The 22,863-nt window shown below is 43.3% G+C and carries 18 protein-coding genes; 15 read left to right on the forward strand and 3 right to left on the reverse strand.

The features are described 5' to 3' along the window. The first annotated feature begins 5 nt into the window (after positions 1 to 5). The 15 genes from D0X99_RS05835 to D0X99_RS05905 all read left to right on the forward strand — a co-directional run bounded on the left by D0X99_RS05835 (position 6) and on the right by D0X99_RS05905 (position 18,861). A complete protein-coding gene (locus D0X99_RS05835; RefSeq protein ID WP_119476704.1) occupies positions 6 to 1,892 on the forward strand; it encodes a cytochrome c oxidase subunit I in 1,887 nt (628 codons plus the stop codon). After that, positions 1,876 to 2,952 (forward strand): COX15/CtaA family protein, encoded by a 1,077-nt coding sequence (locus D0X99_RS05840; protein WP_119476705.1) that lies wholly within the window; start codon positions 1,876 to 1,878, stop codon positions 2,950 to 2,952. Before D0X99_RS05835 ends, D0X99_RS05840 begins: the two co-directional genes overlap by 17 nt. Positions 2,953 to 2,954: 2 nt before the next feature. Beyond that, positions 2,955 to 3,860: a heme o synthase gene (gene cyoE / locus D0X99_RS05845; RefSeq protein ID WP_119476706.1), complete on the forward strand. Its 906-nt coding sequence runs from the start codon at positions 2,955 to 2,957 to the stop codon at positions 3,858 to 3,860. Positions 3,861 to 3,863: 3 nt separating this feature from the next. Next, a complete protein-coding gene (locus tag D0X99_RS05850) occupies positions 3,864 to 4,445 on the forward strand; it encodes a cytochrome c oxidase subunit 3 (RefSeq protein WP_119476707.1) in 582 nt (193 codons plus the stop codon). Between the two features lie 28 nt (positions 4,446 to 4,473). Further along, positions 4,474 to 5,250, forward strand: a complete 777-nt coding sequence (locus D0X99_RS05855; RefSeq protein ID WP_119476708.1) for a cytochrome c oxidase subunit 3 — start codon at positions 4,474 to 4,476, stop codon at positions 5,248 to 5,250. Positions 5,251 to 5,270: 20 nt separating this feature from the next. Continuing rightward, positions 5,271 to 5,600, forward strand: a complete 330-nt coding sequence (locus D0X99_RS05860) for a cytochrome C oxidase subunit IV family protein (protein ID WP_119476709.1) — start codon at positions 5,271 to 5,273, stop codon at positions 5,598 to 5,600. A 73-nt stretch (positions 5,601 to 5,673) separates the two neighbouring features. Next, positions 5,674 to 6,342, forward strand: coding sequence for an SCO family protein (locus D0X99_RS05865; RefSeq protein WP_119476710.1), 669 nt, complete (start codon positions 5,674 to 5,676; stop codon positions 6,340 to 6,342). Further along, positions 6,329 to 6,883: a DUF420 domain-containing protein gene (locus tag D0X99_RS05870; RefSeq protein WP_119476711.1), complete on the forward strand. Its 555-nt coding sequence runs from the start codon at positions 6,329 to 6,331 to the stop codon at positions 6,881 to 6,883. The genes D0X99_RS05865 and D0X99_RS05870 overlap by 14 nt, the downstream gene beginning before the upstream one ends. Positions 6,884 to 6,978: 95 nt before the next feature. Then, on the forward strand, positions 6,979 to 7,224 hold the full coding sequence (locus D0X99_RS05875; RefSeq protein ID WP_119476712.1) for a hypothetical protein: 246 nt from the start codon (positions 6,979 to 6,981) through the stop codon (positions 7,222 to 7,224). Between the two features lie 54 nt (positions 7,225 to 7,278). Then, positions 7,279 to 10,983 (forward strand): ATP-binding protein, encoded by a 3,705-nt coding sequence (locus D0X99_RS05880; RefSeq protein ID WP_119476713.1) that lies wholly within the window; start codon positions 7,279 to 7,281, stop codon positions 10,981 to 10,983. Between the two features lie 44 nt (positions 10,984 to 11,027). Further along, positions 11,028 to 14,492 (forward strand): hypothetical protein, encoded by a 3,465-nt coding sequence (locus D0X99_RS05885; RefSeq protein WP_119476714.1) that lies wholly within the window; start codon positions 11,028 to 11,030, stop codon positions 14,490 to 14,492. Between the two features lie 63 nt (positions 14,493 to 14,555). Continuing rightward, positions 14,556 to 15,260: an SDR family oxidoreductase gene (locus D0X99_RS05890; protein ID WP_119476715.1), complete on the forward strand. Its 705-nt coding sequence runs from the start codon at positions 14,556 to 14,558 to the stop codon at positions 15,258 to 15,260. A 3-nt stretch (positions 15,261 to 15,263) separates the two neighbouring features. Next, complete coding sequence (gene ispG, locus D0X99_RS05895) at positions 15,264 to 17,246, forward strand: (E)-4-hydroxy-3-methylbut-2-enyl-diphosphate synthase (protein ID WP_119476716.1); 1,983 nt, start codon at positions 15,264 to 15,266, stop codon at positions 17,244 to 17,246. A gap of 222 nt (positions 17,247 to 17,468) precedes the next feature. Then, on the forward strand, positions 17,469 to 17,663 hold the full coding sequence (locus tag D0X99_RS05900; RefSeq protein ID WP_119476717.1) for a DUF6728 family protein: 195 nt from the start codon (positions 17,469 to 17,471) through the stop codon (positions 17,661 to 17,663). Between the two features lie 121 nt (positions 17,664 to 17,784). Further along, positions 17,785 to 18,861, forward strand: a complete 1,077-nt coding sequence (locus D0X99_RS05905; RefSeq protein WP_233553662.1) for an amidohydrolase family protein — start codon at positions 17,785 to 17,787, stop codon at positions 18,859 to 18,861. 8 nt (positions 18,862 to 18,869) lie between these two features. On the opposite strand, the gene D0X99_RS05910 is transcribed toward D0X99_RS05905, so the two are convergent. The 3 genes from D0X99_RS05910 to D0X99_RS05920 all read right to left on the reverse strand — a co-directional run bounded on the left by D0X99_RS05910 (position 18,870) and on the right by D0X99_RS05920 (position 22,600). Further along, the gene (locus D0X99_RS05910; protein ID WP_119476718.1) at positions 18,870 to 19,493 is read right to left on the reverse strand and encodes a hypothetical protein; all 624 of its coding nucleotides are present in this window, start codon (positions 19,491 to 19,493) and stop codon (positions 18,870 to 18,872) included. Between the two features lie 159 nt (positions 19,494 to 19,652). Then, a complete protein-coding gene (locus D0X99_RS05915) occupies positions 19,653 to 20,906 on the reverse strand; it encodes an LVIVD repeat-containing protein (RefSeq protein ID WP_119476719.1) in 1,254 nt (417 codons plus the stop codon). A 662-nt stretch (positions 20,907 to 21,568) separates the two neighbouring features. Continuing rightward, the gene (locus D0X99_RS05920) at positions 21,569 to 22,600 is read right to left on the reverse strand and encodes a YncE family protein (protein ID WP_147392192.1); all 1,032 of its coding nucleotides are present in this window, start codon (positions 22,598 to 22,600) and stop codon (positions 21,569 to 21,571) included. Positions 22,601 to 22,863 lie beyond the last annotated feature (263 nt).

Below are 22,863 nucleotides of genomic sequence, written 5' to 3' on the forward strand. Positions count from 1 at the left end.
AGGTTATGGCTACAGCATCTGTCGCACATCATGACGCAGCAGTTCACGATCATCACGATCATGAGCATCATGATAATTTTATAACGAAGTATATCTTCACCCAGGATCACAAGATGATCGGTAAGCAATTTTTGATTACCGGGATTTTCTGGGCATTAATTGGTGGTTTCCTTTCCATTCTTTTCAGATTACAGCTGGGTTTCCCGGATATGAATCTGGAATTCCTCCGGCCTTTGTTGGGTGGTTGGATTGATGAGTCTGGTAAACTGGATCCAACTTTCTATTTGGCCTTAGTAACAATGCACGGAACTATCATGGTATTCTTTGTATTGACTGCCGGATTAAGTGGGACATTCTCAAACTTCCTGATTCCTCTTCAAATCGGAGCCCGAGATATGGCTTCCGGCTTTATGAACATGCTTTCATACTGGTTCTTCTTTGGTTCAAGTGTGATTATGTTTATCTCTTTGTTTATTAAAACAGGTCCTGCCGGTGGTGGTTGGGTAGTTTATCCTCCACTTTCTGCCCTAGAGCAAGCTATTCCTGGTTCTGGTTTAGGTATGACTTTGTGGTTGGTGGCAATGACCCTGTTTATCGCCTCGTCTCTATTAGGAGGTATCAACTACATCACTACTGTAATCAACCTTAGAACAAAAGGAATGTCTTTTTCCAGACTTCCTCTGACAATTTGGGCGTTTTTCCTAACTGCTGTTATCGGGTTGCTTTCGTTCCCAGTATTGTTCGCCGCAGCGTTGTTGCTTGTATTTGACAGAAGCTTTGGAACTTCGTTCTACTTGGCAGATATCTACGTTGGTGGTGAAGCCCTTCCTAATACAGGAGGAAGCCCGGTGTTGTTTCAGCACTTATTCTGGTTCTTAGGACACCCTGAAGTTTATATCGTTTTGTTGCCTGCTTTGGGTATTACTTCTGAAGTAATTGCAACAAATTCAAGAAAGCCTATTTTCGGTTATAAGGCGATGATTATTTCCATGTTAGGGATTACAATCCTTTCCTTCATCGTTTGGGCTCACCACATGTTTGTGTCTGGTATGAATCCTTTCTTGGGTTCTATCTTTATGTTCTTGACTTTGATCATTGCCGTTCCTTCTGCAGTGAAAGTCTTCAACTATTTGACCACGCTTTGGAGAGGTAATTTGATCTTCACACCTGCGATGCTGTTTTCCATCGGCTTGGTGTCTTTCTTTATCTCTGGAGGTTTGACGGGTATTTTCTTAGGTAACTCTGCTATTGATATCCAATTGCATGATACCTACTTCGTAGTGGCCCACTTCCACTTGGTAATGGGTTCCGCTTCCTTCTTTGGATTGGTGGCAGGGGTATATCACTGGTTCCCTAAAATGTTTGGTAGAATGATGGATCCTCGATTGGGGTACATTCATTTCTGGTTGACGTTTACCGGAGTTTACTTGGTGTTCTTCCCGATGCACTATATCGGTATTGCAGGATTCCCAAGAAGATATTATTCCTGGACTAACTTCAGCTTTACCGAAATGTATACTGATTTGAACATGTTTGTATCTGTGGCGGCTATCATCACCTTTGCTGCGCAGTTTATCTTCTTGTTCAACTTCTTCTACAGTATGTACAGAGGAAGAAAAGCATCTCTTAATCCTTGGAGATCAAATACTTTGGAATGGACTACTCCATTACACCCAGGACATGGTAACTGGCCAGGTGAAATTCCTACAGTTTACAGATGGCCATATGATTATTCAAAGCCAGGTGCTCCAGAGGATTTCATCCCTCAGACAGTACCTCTTTCTCAGACCCCTGAGTCTAACCTTCCTCATGAGCAAGAGCTCGTGAAACTTGAAATGGAAATCATGAAAGAGGAGTCAGAGGTTTTGGTAGCTAATGAATCAAAGCACTAATAATGCGATAAACAGCTTCCGCCGGATTTCTTCGATTACGGTGGTAGCTGTTTATTTTCTTATTCTGGTTGGTGGGATTGTGCGAAGCACTGGCTCAGGAATGGGCTGTCCCGATTGGCCAAAATGTTTTGGGAGTGTGATTCCACCTACAAATGTGGATCAGCTCCCAAAAAATTATCAGGAGATTTATCTTGAAAAAAGATTGGCTAAAAACGAACGGTTTGTAGCTACCCTTGAAAAGTTAGGTTTTGAAGAAACTGCTGCTCGAATTTCCAACGACAAGTCCATTTTGGTTGAAGAGGAATTCAATGCTACCAAAACATGGATTGAATATATCAATCGGTTAATTGGGGTTGTTATTGGTCTTCTTATCCTTCTGACTGTTTGGAGTTCGTTCAAACTGTGGAGTATTGATAAATGGATTCCAATAAATTCTTTGGTTTCACTTGTACTGGTGGTATTTACAGGTTGGATTGGATCAATTGTCGTTTCTACCAATTTGCTTGCTTGGATGATCACCTTTCACATGTTGCTAGCTTTGGCTCTTGTTGCGGTTTTGTTATACATCAACCACCGCAGTGAAAGATTACAGGGAAGCCATGGTGTAAAAATGGATGTTCCTCAAAAAATCCAGTGGGTTCTTATGATCGGAACATTCCTGATGTTGATTCAGGTAGTTCTGGGTACCCAGGTAAGAGAGCAAATTGATCAAATTTCTTTTGCTCTTGGGAATCTTCTAAGGGAAGAGTGGGTGGATCGAGTTGGGCTAACATTTCTAATCCATCGGACCTTCTCTTTGGTTCTCCTTGGAATTCACTTATTGTATTTCTTTTGGGCATACAAATTTTCAGTTAGGAGATCAAAATTCACGCTTTTGTCTCAACTGTTGATGGTCGTTTTGCTTTTGGAAATCGCATCAGGAATTGGAATGGCTTACTTTGGCATACCGGCTTTTCTTCAGCCGATACACTTATTGCTTGGGTCTTTGATTTTAGGAATCCAGTTTATGCTGATTCTTCAGATTAAAGATCATGTACAGTTTAAGTTAAACACAAATTGAAAATGAGGACAGTTGACGTAACTGACCATTCGATATCAACTTTGATCCGTGAGCGGATCAAAGCTTATTCAGATCTTATCAAGCTTAGGCTTTCTGCCTTGGTCACCTTCTCTGCTGTATTCGGTTATATCCTTGGTGACACAGGGATTAGCTTTGGCTGGTCTGGATTTCTTGGATTGGCTCTTGGAGGTTTTCTGATTTCTGGAGCTTCAGGTGCTGCTAATGAGATCATGGAGCGTGATCTGGATAAGTTGATGAAGCGGACTCAAAATAGACCTCTTCCCCTTCAAATCATTTCCCTTCAGGAAGCTTATTGGTTTACATCCTTGGTGGCCATTTCGGGAATTGCATTGCTTTGGATATTTACAAATCCACTGACAACCTGGTTAGGGATTTTAAGTATGGTTTTGTACGTTTTTGCGTACACACCTCTCAAGCGGGTAGGTCCAATAGCAGTCTTTGTTGGTGCAATTCCTGGTGCTATGCCTCCCTTATTGGGATGGACTGCTGCCACAGGTTCAATTACCTATGAGGCTTTGATCATCTTTGGTATCCAATTTATCTGGCAGTTTCCTCATTTCTGGGCGATTGCTTGGGTAAGTGATGAGGATTATAAAAGAGCCGGTTTTAAATTACTCCCAAGTGGTGGAGGGCAAGATTTGAATACTGCGATTCAGATCATGATTTATACTTTATTCCTTCTTCCATTGGGTTTATTGCCGAGTTATTTTGGATTGACAGGGTTGAATTCCGGCATTGTTGCCACTATTTGCGGGGTATTGTTTCTTGCGCAGACTTTCTCACTGATGAGAGATTGCTCCCGCAAGTCAGCATTGAAAATTATGTTTGGATCATTTCTATACTTACCTATTGTGCAGATAGCCTATCTGCTAGACAAAATGCCTTAAGTCATGGAAAGAGAACTGAAGTACCTTGACATCGTAGAGCAGCCAATTAGCATGCATCCCAAGAAATTCGCCTTGTGGCTCTTCTTGGTGACAGTGGTCATGATATTTGCTGCTTTGACCAGTGCCTATATCGTTAGACAAGCTGAAGGAAATTGGCTTGAATATGAATTGCCTGAAATATTCTGGATCACTTCCGGGATTGTAGTCCTAAGCTCTGTTTTTCTTCATTGGGCCTACATCTCTGCTAAAAAAGATAACCTCTTGAATCTGAGAATTGGAATGGTAATGACAGTTATCCTGGGTATTGCCTTCTTGGTTGGTCAGTGGTACAGTTGGGTTGCTTTGGTGGATAGGGATGTGTTTTTTGTTGGAAATCCAGCTGGATCTTTCCTATACGTTTTCACTGGTCTTCACGCGGCTCACCTGATTAGCGGTGTGATATTTCTGATTATTGTATTAATTTCGACCTTCAGGCTGAAGGTTCATTCTCAAGCTATGAATACCATGGAAATGGCAACTACTTATTGGCATTTTCTCGGTGGCTTGTGGATATATCTCTTTATGTTTTTGCTTCTGAATCATTAAAATTAAACCTGGTACAAATCAATAAATTATGTCTGCGCATTCTACTGCTATTGGAGTAAGCTCAAAAAGAAGCGTTTGGGGTGGAGGTATCGAACCCATGAAGGCTAGTTATGGAAAACTCATGATGTGGTTTTTCCTGCTCTCCGACATCTTCACTTTTGCTGCATTTCTAATCACCTATTTGTCAATTCGTGTAAGCTATCCCGCTTATGCTGGCCCTGCCACTGACTTTGTAGGTTCCAATGAATATTGGCCTGTACCGGAATTGGTTTTTGAAGCAGTTCCTTTCCTTCATGGAATCCACGCACCTCTAGTATTTGTGGGAATCATGACTTTCATTTTGATCTCAAGCTCGGTTACAATGGTTTTGGCTGTGGAAGCTGGCCACAGAAATGACAGAAATGATGTTGTTAAGTGGATGCTTTGGACAATTCTTGGTGGTGCTACCTTTTTGGGTTGCCAGGCTTGGGAATGGTCACACTTCATTCATGGTACTGATGAAGGTTCGGTATTGACTTATGTCAACGGTCTAGGTCAGAATGTTACAGAAACTGTATTTGGGGCTAATCTGATGGTGAATGAATATGGACCTGCGGCTTTTGCCCAGCTTTTTTTCTTCATTACAGGATTCCACGGATTTCACGTTACCATAGGAGTTTTTCTTCTATTCCTGGTTTTTTACCAGGCAGCAGTTGGCGTTTATGACAAAAGAGGTCACTACGAAATGGTAGAAAAAATCGGCCTTTATTGGCACTTTGTAGACTTGGTTTGGGTATTCGTATTCACGTTGTTCTATTTGATCTAAGCAGTTAAAATCTTTGAAATATGGAAATTCAGGAAAATAAATCAACACTTGTTGTTGAGGCTCGCAACGAAGAGAAGGTAAAAAAAATCTGGAAGACAGCCGGGATCCTTTTGGCTATCACTGTAGCTGAGTTTATCATGGCATTCACCATGGATAGAGGAATCCTCCTTTATGCTCTTTTCATCATTCTTACCATTTGGAAAGCCAAGTATATCATGATGGAATTCATGCACTTGGGTGATGAAGTAAAGCCTTTGTTTTACTCCATTATTGTTCCTTTGATCTTCTTGGTTTGGTTGGTGATCGCACTAATGAAGGAAGGCTCCGATATTTTCATGTATCGTTGGTAAATACTGAAAGATTAAATAAAAAAAGCAGGTTGAGGTGAATCACTTCAACCTGCTTTTTTGTTAAGCAATTACTATGAAAAGTTTGAGATTACTACAGGGAATGGTGCTGGTTTGCATCTTGTTGATTCCTGTTTTGATATTTATGTTTTTGAGAGGTTTTGGAAAAAATGAATATGATCTTCCGATCTTTTTCCAAAATGGAGTGGAAAACCCCTTTCAGGAATGTCCGGTAACTGATACCACTCAACATTACATTCCGGAGTTTGCATTCACCAATCAGGAAGGAAAGTCAATTGGCCGATCTGAGATGGAAGGCAAAATCACCATTGTTGATTTCTTTTTCACTTCCTGTCCAAGTATTTGTCCAGTGATGTCCAAGGAAATGGAACGTGTGAATGACATGTTTCGTGATGAGCCTGATGTTCAAATCATGTCCATCAGTATTGATCCGGAGTTTGATACTCCGGCGATTTTGAAGGAATATGCAGAAGAGCATAATGCTATTCCTGGGAAATGGCATTTTCTCTCAGGCCCTAAAGATGAAACATATCGTTTAGCAAGATGTGGTTTTGTAATCCCCACTATTGATGGGAATGGCGTTCCGGATGATTTCGTCCATACTGATAAATTTATCCTTGTGGATGAATTAGGTAGAATAAGAGGGTACTACAGCGGAACAAATCGGGAGGATGTAGACTTATTGATGTTAGAAACAAAAGTTTTATTGCATGTCAACAAATAGCAGAGTGATGCTTCAGAATGAAGCAAAAGTGAAGAATTGGATTATTGGAGTTTCGGTGGCGATTCCTTTGGCAGTAGCGGTCCTGCTGTTCATGCCCACAAAGATTACAGCACTTGGCGATTGGGTTTATTTTCTTCCGCATTTGAATGCGGTGATTAACACAGCTGCTTCAATTGCTTTGATTCTTGGTTTGGTTTTTATCAAACAAAAAAAATACAGCTACCATGGAGCTACGATGACAGTGGCTTTTGCCTTGGGAGCGATCTTTCTGGTGTCGTATGTGATTTATCACAGTGCTGCTGAAAGCACTAGTTTCGGAGGAGTTGGGTTAATTCGTAGCATTTATTACTTCCTGCTGATTACACACATCGTTTTTGCCGCGGTAGCCTTGTTTCCCATTCTTTTCGCGTATTACTACGGCTATACCGATCAGCGTGAAAAGCATCGAAAAGTGGTTAAATTTGCCTATCCAATCTGGTTTTATGTGTCTGTGACCGGGGTGATCGTGTACCTCATGATCAGTCCTTACTACACGCATTGAGGAAGATATTTCTTCTTGTAGAATTTAAGAATCAGAAGTAAGAGTTATTCCGGGTTGAAAAAATCTACAACCCATCCAGTTCAAAATAGATTGCCATGAAATTAAAATTATTTCTCCTGGTCTTTTTCACTCTTGGAATCCAGGTTTCTTCCTGGGCCCAATGTGCCATGTGTCGCGCTTCTGTTGAAAATAACGTAAGCAATGGAGAGACAACCATCGGTGCAGGGCTCAACAACGGGATTTTGTATCTCTTTGTCATGCCTTATTTGATGGCTGCAATCATTGGCTTTTTCTGGTATCGAACTGCCAAAAAACGGAAAGCAAAACTTACTCTTCGCTAAGAGATCCAAAAGCAAAGTTTGATACCAGACTTTGCTTTTTTATTTTTAACCTACATGAGCTTCCATACCCGACGACTGGTCATTTTGATCAGTGTAGTTTCCCTTCTCATTGTCCTTGTTTTAAATTTTTTCGTTTTCCAGAAAAGCGAAGAAGAGAAATACTTTGAGGCTGTCCAGCATCGGGTTCAGCGGGTAGATAAACAGTTTGATGAGGATTTTATCCGGGTACTTATGGAGGTGAGACCTGAGGACCCCATTACTTTTGAGCGACTTGGGAATCCTGAACATATCCATCCATTCTTTTTGCTTGATACCTCAGGGAAGTTGCTTTTTTGGTCGGATTTTACCCTAACCTTGGATTTTTCCCAACTGGATCTTGGCAAGGAGTACCAGCTTTTAGAAGATCCCTTTGGGACCTTTTTTGTGAAAATCAGAAAGATCAAAAGAAATACAACTGACTATTATTTGGTCCAGGCATTACGTCTGATTTGGCCAGGATCAATAGAAAATGATTACCTGAAGACTGGACCCAATCCTGATTTCTTTGGGAATGAGCGGTTTCAGCTTTTTGCTAATCCTTCCGATGGGGCATTTCAGGTTCTTTCAGAATCTGGCAAAGCGATGTTTGGAATCAGTTTTCAACTCGGCTACGAACCTGTGGGTAGGGTTTCAAACACCCCCTTGCTGATTTTCATCTGCTCGCTTTTCTTGCTTTACTTTTTGTTCAGTTTTGATTTTCTGAGGAAAAAATGGAAAGAAGGTCATCAATGGCAGACAATAGGATATGGTTTTTTGGTTTTGGCAGCAATACGATTGTCCATGCTACTGCTCAATTTCCCGGGAGATTTTTTTGAATTCGCCCTTTTTGATCCGGTTAATTATGCATCATCTTGGCTCAATCCAAGCTTAGGAGATTTATTGCTAAATACGTTCTGCTTGGGATTTATTTTGGGGTTGGTGATATATCAGCTTTCCTCCAAAACGTCATTCCAAAAAGCCACCTTTCTGAAGGAAGGCCGAAACTTTGAGTATGGTCTGATTTTCACACTTGTTGTCAGCACCGTTTTTTTTGGCTTAGTCTGGTTTCTTCCTAGAGATTTGATTTTCAATTCTCAGTGGATTCTGGATATCCGATCCATTCCTACTTTTGATATATTCAAGGCCTTGAGTTTTTTGATTTTGTTCCTGTGGGGATCGGTTTATGTATTGTTGTCTCTCACGCTTTTTAGTCTGTTGCTTAGTGTTCAAAAGGAAAAACGCACTTATTACCATTACCTAGCAATCCTTGGCCTACCTGTTCTGGCGATCGCCTTGTTTTCCAGTTTTTGGTTAGGGGTGATTTGGCTTATTCACTTGATATTTCTATTCACCATCATTCGGTTTGAATTGTATCAAAACATCTTCCGTTTGGGGCTGGATACATTTTTGACTTTTTTCTATGCGTCATTGATCACCGCAATTATTGCAGGAATTAGCACCTTCCAGACAGAGCGGGAACGGCTTATTCAGTCAAAAACCCGATTTGCCAACCAAAACCTGATCGAAAATGATGTGATGACTGAGTTTTTCCTCGGGGATATCTTTACCCGGGTGAAAAGTGATCTTTTTGTCCAAAATCGATTGGCTGACCCGCTTCTGTCAAAAGATCCAGTGGAAACTAAAATCAGGAAAATCTACTTGGATAATTATTTTGACCAGTTTGAAGTGGTAATTCGGATCTTCTCTGCTTCCGGACAACAGATTCAGGGACCTGCAGAGGCTTCTGAATTGCGGGAATTGCGCCAACAATATGTCAAAAGTGACTATGCTACGGGAGTCAGGGATCTTTATTTTATTCGGGGAAAAGAGACTACTGCCAGCAACAGATTTGTTGCATTCATTCCGATAGTTCGGGAAAATAATCTTCTGGGAACGATTTACTTGGAATTAAACCAACTTCGGGTCCAGCCGGGAAGTGTTTATCCACGACTTTTGCTCGACCGAAAATACGCTGAAAAGCTTGACCCCCTTTCCTATGATTATGCTGTTTTCAAAGAAAGGGAATTGCTGAGGAGTTCAGGGACATTCAATTATAATCAGGTTGAGTTTCTGGATGATCTGGACAGAAATCAATTATTCGAAAGTGGGATTCTAGTTCAAGGTTATCACCATTTCGGCCTTAGAAATGGAGAAGAGGTGATCGTTTTGTCATCGCCAACATTGTCCCTTTCCCAGTTTTTCGGTAACATCTCCCTGTTTTTTGTAGCCTTTGTATTTCTGACTTTCCTGGCCATTCTACTCAACACCTTACTCAAAGGCTATCGGGATTTTGAATTCAATTACTCGACGAAACTTCAGTTATACCTGAACTTCGCATTCTTTTTCCCCATCATCATTATTTCAATCATAACGGTGGGGTTATTGGGAGGAAGCTACCGGGATGACCTCAACAGGCAGTACATCGAAAAAGCCAGCTTGATCCGAAGTAATCTGGGGGCATTTTTCAACAATCAAAATCCGACGAGTGTAGATCGAGATCTGCTTAATGAAGAAGTGAATACGCTCGCCAATACCATTGCAAGTGACATCCATCTCTTCACCACACAAGGATTTTTAGAGTCCACCAACCGACCGAATATTTTCGACAAAAAAATCCTGGCGCCTTGGATCAACCCAGCCGCCATGTCCGGGATACTGGAAAAAAACCAAATTCAACTGCTGCTCGATGAGAAGATCGGTAAGCTTCGATACCAAACAGTTTACTTAGCGGTGCCTTCTCAGGTCGATCAGTCTATTATCGGCATTTTGGCTGTGCCTTTTTTTGAATCCGAGACAGAACTCAATTCCTTGATTTCGGATGTCCTCAGCAATATCTTCAATGCATTTGTGATCATTTTCATCTTGTTTTTGATTGTATCCTCTTTTGTTTCCAAAAATCTGACCCTGCCTTTCAAACTACTTACTCAAAAGCTGAAGACCACCAACCTGGAAAATAACGAACCCATGTACTGGGCTTCCAAAGATGAAATCGGTCTTCTAGTGAACGAATACAACAACATGCTTTACAAGCTGGAAGCCAGTAAAAAAGTCCTGGCTTCCACCGAAAAGGAATCCGCCTGGCGAGAAATGGCCAAGCAAGTAGCCCACGAAATCAAAAATCCACTTACCCCGATGAAGTTGACCCTTCAGCATTTGCTTCGACTGGAGCAGGAGGGAAAGCTCGAGGATCAGGAAAAGCTTCGAAAGTCTCTTGAAACACTGATTCACCAAGTGGATGCATTAAGCGGAATCGCTTCTTCCTTTTCCACTTTTGCCAAAATGCCGCTTCCAAAAAATGAACTGATGAATTTCAAAGGGGTGGTGATGAAGGTTTTGGAACTTTTCAAAAATGACAAGCGCATTCAGCTGGATTTTCAGGACGATTCCTACACGGATGAAATTCCGATTATGGGAGATGACAAGCTATTTGGAAGGGTAATCTCCAATTTGATCATCAATGGTATTCAAGCAGCCAAGCAAGATTCTACTCCCCACATCAAGATTTGGCTTTGGATGACTGAGCAAGCCGTGTTTTTGGAAATTACCGACAATGGAAAAGGTATTCCACTCGAACTTCGGGACAAGATTTTTATTCCAAATTTCAGCACCAAATCTACCGGTTCAGGACTGGGCTTGGCTATTGCAAAAAGCGGGGTAGAAACCGCCGGCGGAAAAATCTGGTTTGATACGGAGGTAGGGAAGGGCACTACATTCTATCTCACCTTTCCTCTGATTCAATAAATAGGGCTTTTTAGTACCTTGAAAGAAATAGGCTGACAGTTTCAATGCGATTTTGGATCATTTCCTGGATTTTGATTTTTTGCTTGAGTTGGTCTGCTCAGGCTCAGGAAAAATGCCGTTGGTTTCCTGCGGCCTATTTTGAAAATCCCGCTGAACTGGATTCCCTTTCCTCCCTTCAGGAAAGTATCCGCATCACAGATAAAACGGGGAAAAATTATTCCTTCAAATATGATTTAAGCCGACGGACACTTCAGATTGATTTTCCCGAAAATCAAACCCCGGATTCAGTTCAGGTTTGTTACAGGACCTTGGCCATTCGATTGGATCAACGATTTTCCAAAAGAACTTTGTTGGCCGATTACGATTCTACGGCATTATTCAAGGATAACCGAGTCCAGACTTTGCCGGATTTTGATATCCGGGAGGAGCTATTTCCTAGTAGCAATCTCTACAAAACGGGTAGTCTGACACGGGGAGTTTCTTTTGGAAATACCCAAAATGTCTTTGTTAACTCTGCGCTGAATCTGCAGCTGGAAGGAGATATCGGAGAAAACCTGAAAATCCGAGCCAGCATTACTGATCAAAACGTTCCTTTCCAACCCGAGGGGAATACACAGCAAATCCAGGATTTCGACAATGTCCTGATTGAGTTGTTCAATGACAATTTCCGATTGGCGGCAGGTGATGTGGTGTTGCAGCAGCGGCAGTCTGAGTTTTTGCGTTATTACAAAAATGTCCAAGGCCTTCAGTTTACTTCCAAGTACAAGCTAAAAAACAACTGGGAGGCGAGTTCCCAGGGTTTTGTCTCGGTGGCCAAAGGGAAATTTGCTTCCATTCAAGTTCCGATTTTGGAAGGTGTTCTGGGGCCCTATCGGCTGAACGGGCCGAATAACGAGCGTTTTGTGGTGATTATGGCCAATTCGGAACGGGTGTTTTTGGATGGAAAACTTCTTCAGCGAGGGTTCAATGCCGATTATGTCATCGACTACAATCAAGCTGAAATCACCTTCACACCCAAAGTATTGATTACCCAATATTCCAGGGTAAGGGTGGACTTTGAATATGCAGAGCGGAATTATTCCCGATCCATTTTGGGAGCAAATCATCTGCAGACTAACGGGAAGGTGGATTTCTATGTCAACTATTACCAGGAAAAAGACAACCGAAACCGGCCTTTGTTTACGGAATTGACTCAAGAGGAACAAGCCTTGCTGGCTTCTGTTGGTGATGAGGTGGAAAATGCCGTCATCCCGAGAATCGACTCGGTTGCTTTTGATCCCACCCGAATCTTGTATGAAAAGGTTACCTCGGAAAGCGATTTGGGAATCCCGGTGACCTTTTACCGTTATTCCACTGATCCGGAAGTGGCCCATTTTGCGCTTTCGTTCTCACAGGTGGGTTCCGGTTTGGGTGATTATCGTCGACTCAATCAACTCTCCAATGGGACGGTCTATGAATATGTACCGAGATTGAACGGACAGCCTCAGGGGGATTATTCCATTTTGACCCAATTGCCGGCTCCTGATACCCGAAGAATGACCACTGCCGGTACCCGGATAAAACTTGGGGAACATGAGAAAATCTATTCCGAAGTAGCACTTTCTTCGAGGGACAAGAATTTGTTTTCGGAACTGGACGACTCAGATAATGAAGGCTTGGGCTGGAAAATCGGGCTACAGTCTGAAGACCGTGAACTTGGTCTTTTCAAAGGCTATCGATTCAAAGGACTGACTGAATTCGAATACAATTCGACCAACTTTAATTTCATCGACCGATTCAGATACATTGAGTTTGACCGGGATTGGGGGCTTTCTCAGGAAAAGCTGGAACAGGCAGCTGCAGAGCGGTTTTTTCTTACCCAAGTAGGCTTGGAGAAAGACGCACGAAATTCCTTCAATTACAAACTTTACCTCCGAAACCGGGAAAATGTCTTGAGCGGTTCCCAACACACTGCCAACTGGAATACTGAAATCGGTAAAAGACTCCGATTGCGCCAGGAATTTTTTAGGCTCAACAGTGAACAGGACACGCTGAATTCAGACTGGACCCGATATTTGGGCAATGCCAGTTTTCAGTCAAAAATCTTTGTTCCAGGCTATCAGTTTTCATTGGATCGCAATGCCCTTAAAAATTCCGAGACCGATTCGATAGTCAGTACGGCGATGAACTTCAAGGAGCATCTGGTTTTTTTGCGAAGCAATGATTCCTTGAGTTATGCCTTTTCGGCCGATGCAGCTTGGAGGGAAGACCGGCTTCCTGCTGCTGGGAAACTGGTAGATGACACGAGGGCCTTTACGTCCAATTTCACCTTTCGAAAGCAATGGGCGAATCACAGCCTGAGCAGCACATTCACCTATCGGGAGTTGGAGTTTCTTCAGCGAGACTTGCCGACCGAGCTTACCCTGTTGGGGAAAGTCGATTATTCAGGGAATTTGGGTAAAAATCTGATCCGAAATGAGGTGAGTTATGCGATCGGAAATGGCCGGGAACTTCAGCGGGAATTTGTCTATTTGCCTGCCACTAACGGAGACGGAACCCACACCTGGAGGGACGACAATGGAGATGGAATCCAGCAACTCAACGAATTTTACCTTGCGATAAATCCGGAAGAAAAGCAGTACATCAAGATTTTTGTCCCGACCGACACGTACGTTCAAGCGTACACCAGTTTGCTCAATTACCGCATACAGGCCAATTTCCCACAGAGCTGGAAGGAATCAGGAGGGCTGCGTCAATTCCTGCATAAGTTTTCCAATACCTCCAGTTTGAGTGTGGAAAAAAAGGTAACCTCCGATGATTTTTGGGACCGGGTGAATCCCTTTATCGGTTCGGTGGATCGGGAGCAGATTCTTTCGCTTCGGCAGATCATTCGGACCAGCTTTTTTTTCAACCGGGCTTCCGCCAAATACGGATTTGATCTTTCGCTTTTTGATTCCCAGTTGAAGCAATTGCTTTCCGGAGGGTTTGAAGACCAAATCCTGCAGGATTGGAAGCTCAATACCCGGTTCAACTTTAATTCTGTGATGACTTTGCGGATTATTGGAAGTACGGGTAACCGGATTTCGGCTTCTGATTTTCTGGAAAACCGAAACTATACCGTTGAGCAGGCTTCAATTGGTCCCGAGTTGGCTTGGCAGCCGACACCCTTTTTCCGAACTACCGGGTCTTATTCTTTCACAGGAAAACAAAACACCTCCAACCTGGAATTTGAAGAGAAAGCTAAAGTCCATCAGCTTGGTCTGGATATCCGATACGCGAAAGCTATCAAAACCACACTAACTGGAAATCTCAAATTCATCCAAATCGATTACAACGGTGAGGTAAATTCTCCTGTGGGCTATGAAATGCTACAGGCCTTGACTCCGGGAACAAACGTTACCTGGTCGCTCAACTGGCTGCAAAAGATCGGAGAGGGCCTACAGCTCAATCTCGTGTATGAAGGACGTAATTCCGAGGGCCTGGAGCGAGTGGTTCATATTGGCAGAATGCAAGTCTCCGCACTGTTTTGATAAAAAAATGTAACTTTGCTTGCTGTAGTTAGTTGTCATGCTAATTATTAAACTGCTAACAAAATGAGCAAAAGTATTCTGGTCACAGGCGGTACAAAAGGAATCGGCCGGGCTATCGTTGAGCGATTTGCCAAGGAAGGATTTGATATTTATACCTGTGCGAGAAACAGGCGTGATCTGGAGTCCTTGAAAACTCATTTGGAGGAAAATCACCCGGGAATCAAGGTATTGGCGATGGAAGCAGACCTTTCAAAAAAAGAAGAAGTCACTCTGTTTTCCGAGGCTGTCAAAGCAGTGGAAATTCCTGATGTTTTGGTGAATAATACAGGCGTTTTTCTGCCAGGTTCGATTCACAATGAGCCCGAAGGAAACTTTGAATTTATGATTCAAACCAATCTTTTTTCAGCCTATTACCTCACCCGGGCATTTGTCAACGAGATGATCCACAGAAAGTCCGGACATATTTTCAGCATGGGATCGATCGCGGGATTGACTGCCTATCCAAATGGAGGTAGCTATGCGGTGACCAAATGGGCGATGCTTGGCATGACCAAGTGCCTCAGAGAAGAGCTAAAGCCACACTATGTCAAAGTCACTTCAATCCTTCCCGGTGCCACGCTGACCGACAGCTGGGCAGGAGTGGACCTGCCTATGGAGCGTTTTGTTCGTGCTCAGGATGTAGCCGAAAGCGTGTGGGGCGCTTATAACCTTTCCCCGCAAACTGTTGTTGAAGAAATTGTTATCCGCCCCCAACTAGGAGATATATAAGCTATGGAGTCACTGATCAACACCCTCGATTCCCTGTATTGCGATAGCTTAACGCGCTATTCAAGAAGAAAAACCATTCCCGTTCGCGTAGGTGATGTCATCATCGGCGGAGACAACCCGATTGTGGTTCAATCCATGACAACGGTTGACACTATGGATACACTTGGCTCGGTGGAGCAATCCATTCGGATGATCGAGTCGGGCTGTGAACTTATCCGAATCACGGCTCCAAGTATCAAGGAGGCCGAAAACCTCCGGAATATCAAAGCTGAGCTTCGCAAAAGAGGCTATCAGACCCCATTGGTTGCAGATATCCACTTCACTCCCAATGCCGCGGAACTTGCGGCCCGAATTGTGGAGAAAGTCCGTATCAATCCGGGCAACTACGCCGATAAAAAGAAATTTGAAGTAATCGACTATACCGATGCCAGCTACGCCGAAGAGTTGGACCGGATCCGCGATCGATTTTTGCCTTTGGTGAAAATCTGTAAGGAAAACGGGACAGCTATGCGAATCGGTACCAATCACGGCTCACTTTCTGACCGAATCATGAGCCGATACGGAGATACTCCAATTGGGATGGTGGAATCTGCATTGGAATTTCTCCGGATTTGCGAGGACGAAAAATTTTTCGACATCGTGGTTTCCATGAAGTCTTCCAATACCCAAGTGATGGTACAGGCCTACCGACTTTTGGTGCAAAAGCTTAATGAAGGAAGATTTAAGCCATATCCACTTCACCTAGGAGTGACTGAGGCTGGAGAAGCAGAAGACGGGCGTATCAAATCAGCTGTGGGAATAGGAACCTTGCTTGAGGATGGATTGGGAGACACTGTTCGTGTTTCGTTGACCGAAGATCCGGAGTTTGAGGCGCCAGTTGCCAAAGCTCTGATCGATCGTTACACCGGTAGGTCAAATCATGCTCCGATTTCCTATATCTCTCAATATCCGATTACCCCATTCGAATACAACAAGCGGCACGTCTCCGAGATTTACAATTTTGGCGGACATAATGTGCCTCGGGTGATCACCGATATTTCCAAAATTGAAAAAATAACTGACCGCGAAATGAAGGCTGTCGGGCATTTCTATTTGCCGGAACTCGACAAGTGGAAAATGAACGATCAGGGTTGCGATTTTGTGTATTCGGGTTCCAATCCCATTCCTTTTATGCTTCCAAATGGCATGAAAGAGATTCAAAATTTCTCTGTTTGGGAAAAAGCTCCCGATCAAGTGAACAAGTTTCCGCTTTTCACTTTGGAAGAATTCAAGCAGGGAAAAAGATTCCATTCCGAGTTGAACTTCCTGGAAGTGTGGGATACCGAAATTGAGGAAACAATTGCTGCTGTAGCAGTCCGAAAGGATACGGTTCTAATTTTGAAAACTGCCAATACCCATTCCATGCCTGCTTTGAGACGGGCATTTGTGAGTTTGCTGGAGTCTAAGTCAGAAATTCCTGTGGTGGTCAAAGTTAGCTATCCGGATCAATCTGCCGATATGACCACGCTCTATTCTGCCACGGATGTGGGAGGATTGCTGATTGACGGGCTTGGAGACGGGATTTTTATCTCTCTCGAAAAAGAAGGCGATCATTCCCGTCAGGAGATCCTTGACCAGATCAAGTTGCACAATTCAGTGGGTTTTGGAGTGCTTCAGGCAGCTCGTACAAGAATGTCCAAGACGGAATACATTTCCTGTCCTTCCTGTGGCAGAACATTGTTTGATTTACAGGAGACCACGGCGATGATCCGCAAGCGAACCGATCACCTGAAGGGAGTCAAAATCGGCATTATGGGCTGCATCGTAAACGGACCTGGTGAAATGGCCGATGCGGATTACGGTTATGTTGGTTCAGGAAAAGGAAAAATCACACTTTACAAAGGGAAAGAAGTGATGAAAAAATCCGTTCCATCCGAAAAAGCAGTAGACGAATTGATCAACATCATCCGGGAAGATGGGATGTGGATCGAGCCGGAGATGATTTAATGAGCGCAGGATGCTGTGTGACTTGACGGGTTTCTGTCAGACATACTCTTGATCTCATTGAAAAGCTTTAAATAGAGCCTACTAAATCGGAAAGTGACAAGATTGTTTCGACAATTCAATCCGCTTGAATGGAGTCCTCCCATCCTAGTTCGAAAGCATATCTTTCAAAAAAATTAAACTTATCCTATCCTCAATCTGTTGAACTTTAAAATCTGAATCATCATGGCAGAAAAAAATCAAGTAAAGGAATTCTTCAAGTTAGGAGAGGTGGGTAATTACTTTGTAAGGGTATTTCAAAAGCCGGATCCCAACGCAAAATCCAATTTCAACCTGCGTATGATGCATGGAATCAACAAGATTTCGATTATCGTCTTCCTATTTGCGTTGATTGTGTGGACGGCCAAAAGGCTGATGTGAGGAGAAAAGGCCGAAATCCAGTCTTTATTGGATCAATAAATTTCAGTTTCTGAATTCCGAGGTGTTTATTTATTAAACACCTTTATTTTTTATATTCAGGTAGCCCATAATCACCTGACCTATGCTAGAGTTTGTCCTTCCCTTTTTGATTCCTATGATATCCGGTTTGTTCCTTACAGATACTGAGGAATTCTACACGTTGGAGGATTTTTCCAAAGTCAGGAAAATCGATACCCATACCCATCACAATTCGGAAAGTACAGCATTGGCCGAAGCCGGAATCGAGTCCAATTTTTTTCTCCTGACGGTCAATGTGGATGCTCCCAGCTATCCAGAACTCCCGGAACAGCTTCGATTGGCACTCCATCAAAAGGCAAAAAATCCAGAACACCTCGATTTTTTGTCCACCATTTCTCTCGAAGATTGGAGTTCTCCGGACTGGGCAGAAAAGGAAATTGCAAGAATAAGGGATTCTTTTGAAAAGGGTGCCCTCGGGATCAAAATCTGGAAAAACATCGGAATGACTTACAAGGATGAAAATGGCAAGTTCATCATGGCGGATCATCCCAGGCTCGAACCGATTTTTCGATTTCTCATTGGGCAGGATAAAACGCTGATGGCCCATTTGGGTGAGCCACGAAACTGCTGGCTTCCCCTGGAAGAAATGACCGTCAACAATGACCGAACCTATTTCAAAGAGCATCCGGAGTATCACATGTACCTTCATCCGGAGTATCCCAGCTATGAGCAGCAAGTGGAAGCCAGAGACAATCTACTGGCTAAATTCCCACAAATCCGCTTTGTGGGGGCGCATTTGGGAAGTGTGGAATGGAATGTGGACGAATTAGCCAAACGGCTTGACCGCTTTCCAAACATGGCTGTGGATATGGCAGCACGAATTGGGCATCTCCAGTTTCAAAGCCAAAAGGATCGGGAAAAAGTCCGTGATTTTATCATCAAATACCAGGATCGGTTGATCTATGGAACTGACTTGGGAATCTCCGGGAATCCGGATGCAGAACGGGTAAAAGCCAATGCAAAAGCCACTTGGCTGGAAGATTGGAAGTATTTTGTTAGCGAAGACTGGATGGAAGTGGCCGAGGTAAATGGGGGATTTCAGGGCCAAAAGCTCCCCAAAGAAGTGGTGGACAAAATTTATTTCCACAATGCCGTGAAGTGGTTTCGACCAAATCTGTAAGGTCTTGATCAGAAGGCTAAACCAATTCTTGCCACAAGACTGTGGAATTGGTAAAAAGTTTCCGTAATCGAATTATATCCGGGAGGAAGGTTGGAATTCGTTAGTGGTCTGGGAGTAAGTCCCTGGTCAAAGAATCCCTGAAAATATCCTGCTTTCTGACTTTTGTAGGCAATGGTTAGGGTAAGTGAAGTCTTTCCTTTTTTTGCAGGCAACTTTACCCCGATGGAAGGGCTGTACATCAAGCCTCCTTCGTACCAGCTTTCATACCATTCTGTATTTTCTTTTTTCTCCAAAATGGCTGAACCTCCCCCAAAATCAAGCCCTCCAATGAGCTGAGGTCGGTTTTCTTTTCCTAAAAACCCTCTCCAACCCAGCGCAAAAGGAATGATGGAAATCGATTCGTACTGGTCAAACCCCAGAGAAAATCCGACTACATGGTACTTGGAAATTTTTGCACCATGAAAAGTGATCAGCGAAAAACCCAGCCTGGAATCATGTTCACCATTCCAAAGTTCCTGGCCTTTACCAAACAAAGCGCCCACTTCTGTCTGATTGTAATAGACCTTATCCTGACCATATCCTGTGGAGATGAACAAAAGATAAATCACAAGAATCAGAAGGATTACTTTCATTTTCTGAATGGGGTTACAATTGGAAAAGGTTATAGATTTCTCACAGTTGTAATATTTCCGGTGTACACAAATAGTGTGATTGGATGCTGAGACTGGCCTCGACATTGTACAGCCTGATAGCCTGAGACTGAACACTGCTTACAGCTCACTGCTCACTGTTTACTTCACCACCACCGGATTTTTGACATCGATGCAACTCAACTTTTTCAACTTGTTTGGAACGCTGTAGTCAAACTGACAAACTCCTTCAGGACCGATGACAATCAGGGATTTTGGTCCTGGGATCAAATCCACTGATTTCATGGACTGGAGAAATTCCAACTGGTTTTGGTCAATTGTCATGACGTCGTTGACTTTAAAGCTCTTCAATCCATGTGTGCCCTCAGCCAAATAGAGATAGTCCCCGGCCAAACCCAATCCATGAGGATTTAACATGGGATAGGCTTTTTTCAGTTTTGGGGAGTAAGGATTTTTGATGTCAATGATCTGCAACTCGTTGACTCCATTGAAGCAGAAGTTCCCACTTCTCAAGGTGACAAAGGCATGTTCCTCATTGACTACCACTGGATCACAGGCCAAAACATGCTCGTAAACCGACATTTTGGTCGGTGCAGAGGGATTTTTCGCATCGTAGATATGCATTCCCCGGTTGGAACCGATGAAGAGTTTTTCCTGAAAAGGGAAGATGGTTTCAATGCCCCAACCCAAATTGATGTTTTTCAAAAATGAAGGTTCCGAAGGGTTTTTAACATCAAAAACCTTCAAACTGGTTTGATCAACAGCGTAAAGGTGATCACTCATCAGCGTAAATCGAGCCATGGAACCACCCTGTCCATAGCTCTTGGAAGCTTCGGAAAAGTTTGATGCAAAAGATGCAGAGGAATTTGCCAGGAAGAATCCCCGATCGGTCAACCAACTCTCGGAATCCACCGTCACAACCGAATCTTTTAAAGTCACCACTACTCCGGTATCATGGGAATATAGGTGGGTAAATACATCCTTCACCCTGTTGATCAGTTTGATGTTGTTGATCGCACTGATGTCAAAAACCAACAAATCCACATAGCTGTCTGCATAGAGTTTGTTGTCATTGATTGCCATGTCCACGTTTCCCTGAATAGGGATGAAGCTTTTATTAATCGGGTTGGCAGGATTGGAATTGTCCAAAATGTGGATCCCTTCCTGAGGTTCATTGATCAGCAGATAATCCCCATAGATGTAGATTTTTCCAGGATTGTCCAATGGCTGGGGTGGCGAGACGGAGATCATTCGGGCTCTGACATCACTCATTTCCAGGTAAATCGGCATCATCGTCCGGTAGGTGTAGGTGGTGGAGATTTCATCCTGACAGGAAAGAAAAATCCCTGATATCACCAAGACCAAAGTCACTAAGCGTATTCCAAAAGTCTTCATAACGGGTAGGGTTGATTATGGGAGGAATCCTGAATTGAAGATTAGACGTTTGCTATTTACTGAATGCTACAAACAGGAAATAAAATTTTGAATAAAAGTGAATATTCGATCAACGACTTTGTTGAATTGCCTTGAACAAAATGGAATGAAACCGTTGAAAAAGGAATTTCAGCTCACGGGTTCAGTTGATTGAATATATGTTTCATTCACAATTCAGCCTGAAAAACAATTAAAATTGCATCGAACTCAGGAAGCAGGGGGCTACTTTTTTCGTGCCAAGGCTTCCAGGCTTTGTTCTAAAATCCCCAATTTGCCGAGGTCAATTCCACGAACCCAAAACCATATTGAACAGTTGCAGTCGTTTTAGTAAGTGGTGAAGGTTAAGTCGTGAGCTGTGGAGTAGTCAGTCGCAGTGTTCAGCCACAGCGAGTTTTAAAACTATTCCGGTTTTGGATAGAACTCTATTACAGTTAAAAGCCTCAATGTTTCAGTTCGGAGCTGCAATGTCCGGCAAAGTATTCTTAAGAAGAATTGTCAATTTCAAGTTCTATGCAGCACCCAAAGGGGGTTAGTACCCATATTTATGGGTCTGAGGACACATAGAAGTTAAGTATGTAATGGGGGTGGAGTTCTAAATCGGCTTAAAGTCAGCGTATTGAAAGCTATTTTGCACTAAACCAATCCATACCATCGGGGTTCAGAAGGCCGGGTATTTCTTTGATCACCGTCATGGTGTTGGTGTCAATCACAACAAGTTTGTTCCCGGCACTTACCGTATAGTAGGCCCGGGGACGTACCGGATCGATGAAGATACCTTCCCCGCCGGCACCCACATCAATTCGCTTGACCTCTTTACGTGTAGCCACATCCCAGACCCGTAGTTCGTTTCCCTGCAGCTCATTCATCAAAACGTATTTACCGTCCGTTGTAAACTTTATCCGATTGTTCAATCCGCCTTCAAATGAAATGGTGTCGATCAGTTTTTTTTCAGGCACATTGATGATCGATATTTTCTTGGCATTCATGTGCAAGGCCCAAAACTCCTTCCCATCGGGTGAAAGGGCCATGCCTTCCATTCGGGTGTCTCCTGGAAAAGTAGTGAACACCAAATTTTTCCGGCCTCTTTCATTGGTTACCCGATCGATAATGGCAATCACTTGGCCATTGCTGCTCGCGGTAAAGATACGCTGTTCATCGGGAGTGACGAGGAGCATGTGCGATCCTCCGGGGAGTCCGATGATCTCGTCAAACTTCTTTGTTGCCGGATCATAGCGTGAGATCAGGCGGTTGGTTTCATGGCCCACATAAAGATGACTGCCTGCAAAAATAATGGCATGACGGTCTCCAAATGCGCTGATGTCAATGGGCTCCACCCGCTTTTGAGCAATCGCATCCACCACCGTGATTCCGGGAAGATTGGAGCCGATGTACACATACCGCCCATCGGTCGCCAATTCATGAAGATTTCCTCCAGCGGGAATACGCGCCACCACTTCAAGAGTTTCTGGATCGATGATCACTAGACGGCCTGCATCCTTTTCTCCCACCAGCAAGGCCTCTTTGGGTGTAGATCCGAAGCTTACTACCGGTGAATCAGGGTCGACTGCTTGGCTTTTCGCCTGGGCAAGCAATGGCTGATAGTCAAGAAAGAAAAGGTTGATGAGGAGCAGTAAAAGATTACTTGTTTTTTTCATGACAGGATTTTGGAAAGCAATAGATAGGAAAACTAACTCTGGGGATTGTCCTGTGCTGTCTTGAATATCACTGATTCCATTTTCCATTTGATAAGTGCACGAATAGTTGGACGGTCAGAATTAGCCACTACATCAGGAAAGCTAGAATTTATCCCAAGAATCTTCATACCTAGGTGACCTTAGTGAGATTAGCCAATTACAAATTGGCAAGAATAGCAGGGGGTGGTCATTTTCATACAAAGACTCCGGAAAACTTTTCAATC

Source organism: Algoriphagus lacus (genome assembly GCF_003583985.1).
In the GTDB taxonomy this organism is placed as follows: domain Bacteria; phylum Bacteroidota; class Bacteroidia; order Cytophagales; family Cyclobacteriaceae; genus Algoriphagus; species Algoriphagus lacus.